The following is a 2,537-nucleotide window of genomic DNA, read 5'->3' on the forward strand; positions in this document are numbered from 1 at the left end:
CATCAGGAACTGGCCATCGCTGATCGCTGGCGCGCCGACGGCGCAATCATCTTGCATGTCACCCGCGACACTGAGCTGATCGGAGCTGTCAAACTTGCTGATGAGGTGCGTGGGGAATCCCGCCAAGCCGTCGAGGTGCTGCACGCCCGCGGGGTCGAGGTCGTGATGATTACCGGCGACGCCGAAGCGGTCGCGCACACCGTCGCTCACGACCTCGGTATCGATCGGGTGTTCGCCGGTGTACGGCCGGAAGACAAAGCCAGCAAGGTGGCTGAGTTGCAGCACGAAGGACGCAAGGTGGCGATGGTGGGCGACGGCGTCAACGACGCCCCCGCCCTGGCCCAGGCCGATGTGGGCATCGCGATCGGGGCCGGTACCGACGTCGCGATCGCCTCGGCCGGGGTCATCCTCGCCAGCGACGACCCCCGCTCGGTGCTGTCGGTCATCGAGCTGTCGGACGCCAGCTACCGAAAAATGAAGCAGAACCTGTGGTGGGCAGCGGGATACAACCTGATCTCTGTACCGCTGGCCGCTGGAATTCTTGCGCCCATCGGGTTCGTCCTGCCGATGTCGGTCGGAGCGATTCTGATGTCAGCCTCGACGGTCGTGGTCGCACTCAACGCGCAACTGTTACGCCGACTCGACCTGCAGCCAGGCGCGAGTACAGTGCGTGGACTGCAGCACAACCGACCGAGATCCATTGAGAAGGTGAGTCCATGACCGCTGCGTCCGCACCGGGACAATCCTCCACCCCGGAAGAATCCTCTGCCTCGGAACACTCTTCCCACGGTTACATCAGCGATAAGGGCAAATACCTGGCCCGGCTCAAGCGCATCGAGGGGCAATCCCGAGGTATCTATCGGATGGTCGACGAGGAGCAGTACTGCATCGACATCCTGACCCAGATTTCGGCGCTGACCAAGGCGCTGGAGGGGGTCGCGCTGGGTTTGCTCGACGACCATCTCACCCACTGTGTGCTCGATGCCGCCCACGCCGGCGGGGACGAGGCGCAGGAGAAGATCGCTGAAGCCTCGGCGGCCATCGCTCGCCTCGTTCGTTCCTGAGCCACCCACCACGCCGGGTTCGTCACAGGCGTGGTTCGCCGACCCACTGGGGCACCACCGGCCCCGGCGCGGGGGCGTCGGCATCAGCGGCCATCGCCAGAACCACCCCGCGATCGGCCAGCCACTGTGCCGGATCGACGTTGACTCCCGTCGGGTCGAGAACCTCGAAATGCAGATGCGGGCCGGTCGAGACTCCACGGTTGCCCACTGTGGCGATCGATTGGCCCATCCGTACTCGCGCGCCCTGCTCGAGCAGATTCTCGTCGTTGTGGCCGTAGGTGGTGATCGTGCCGTCATCGTGGCGGATCCGCATCCACAACCCGAACCCCTCGGCAGGTCCGGAGGTGATGACTTCCCCGTCAGCCACCGCGACAATGGGCGCGCCCAGATCATTGCCGATATCAATGCCCTGATGGCCCCGTCCGTCACCGAAGGTGGACGTGATCTCGCCCGCAGTCGGCGCCACCGCGCCGCCACTACCGGGCAGCAGCGGTGTCGGCGTTCCGGGTTCCTGCGGTTGGGGGCCATGCGGCTCGTTCGGATCGTGCGGCACGATTGCGGCGATCAGGGTGGCTACCAGCCGAGCCAGCGGTAACGCGTCGATGATCCGGAACCCGTCTATCGGATCAATGAGCGAAAACGTGCCGAAGCACTGCAGTGCGGCTGCACTGCCCGCATCGCCGACACTGCCCGACTGGGCCTGAGCGCCCAGGCAGGACGCCGTCTGCGTGATCGGCTTCCCCAAATTCGCCGCCGCGGCACCACCCAATGCGGCCTTCACCGAGTCCTGCACGATCGCGATCAGCTCCCCGGCCACATGTCCATCGGTCGAGGCCGCCGCCGGTGCGGTGGCGATCACAGGCGCAACGCCCACGCACACCGCCGCTGCCACCCCCAGCGCTTTGGGGCCCCACTGCTGCCCCGCCTTGACCCGTAGCGATGTCAACACCATCTGCATGCGGTCGGACCTTTCCCGCGGACGTCGTAGACCTACGCACGAGTGCCATGCGTGTACCCGCGAGATCACACCACAAGTCACTTGTGCCCCACAAGTCACACGCGGCTCCACTACGAAGCGAACTAATCAGGCATTAGCGGCGTTGTTTGCGCAGTTCACCGCCCGTTTTGTGGGTGCCGGGCAGGCGACTAACTACTATCGGTGTTAGTAGAATTGTTATCGAAGCGCCGCCGGGCGGTGGCGAAGTATCACTCTTGAGGAGGAGATCGATGAGAGTCACACGAACGGGTGTCGTCGTTGCTGCCGCGGCGGCTGTTCTGACAGTGGTGGCCGCGTGTTCGGACACCTCGACTGAGGATCATTCCTCGATGTCGGGGATGGGTACCAGCGCGGCCAGTACCGAATCGTCAGCGGCGGCCTCTGCCGAACACAACAGCGCGGACATCTCGTTCGCCCAGCAGATGATCCCGCACCACACCCAGGCGATCATGATGAGCGACATCCTGTTGGAGAAG

4 protein-coding genes are annotated in these 2,537 nt (G+C 64.7%); 3 read left to right on the top strand and 1 reads right to left on the bottom strand.

What is annotated here, in order from left to right:
- Both ACZ4TW_RS23870 and ACZ4TW_RS23875 read left to right on the top strand, forming a co-directional pair.
- On the top strand, positions 1–720 hold a 720-nt coding region (locus ACZ4TW_RS23870), incomplete at its 5' end, for an HAD-IC family P-type ATPase (RefSeq protein WP_465546994.1).
- Entirely contained in the window at positions 717–1,064 is a 348-nt protein-coding gene (locus ACZ4TW_RS23875; RefSeq protein WP_005195356.1) for a metal-sensitive transcriptional regulator, read from the top strand. The genes ACZ4TW_RS23870 and ACZ4TW_RS23875, both read left to right, overlap by 4 nt.
- 22 nt (positions 1,065–1,086) lie before the next feature.
- Here the strand turns inward: ACZ4TW_RS23875 and ACZ4TW_RS23880 are convergent, their stop codons facing one another.
- On the bottom strand, positions 1,087–2,022 hold the full coding sequence (locus ACZ4TW_RS23880) for a M23 family metallopeptidase (RefSeq protein WP_465546997.1): 936 nt from the start codon (positions 2,020–2,022) through the stop codon (positions 1,087–1,089).
- A 269-nt stretch (positions 2,023–2,291) separates the two neighbouring features.
- Here ACZ4TW_RS23880 and ACZ4TW_RS23885 point away from each other — a divergent pair.
- A partial coding sequence (locus ACZ4TW_RS23885) for a DUF305 domain-containing protein (protein ID WP_465546999.1) occupies positions 2,292–2,537 on the top strand: 246 nt, incomplete at its 3' end.

The organism is Agromyces sp. NPDC029043, from assembly GCF_055564615.1.

What these genes read in the sequence shown, in the direction of transcription:
- ACZ4TW_RS23880 (WP_465546997.1), bottom strand. Translation starts at nt 2,022, where the DNA reads ATGCAGATGGTGTTGACATCGCTACGGGTCAAGGCGGGGCAGCAGTGG.
- ACZ4TW_RS23875 (WP_005195356.1), top strand. Translation starts at nt 717, where the DNA reads ATGACCGCTGCGTCCGCACCGGGACAATCCTCCACCCCGGAAGAATCC.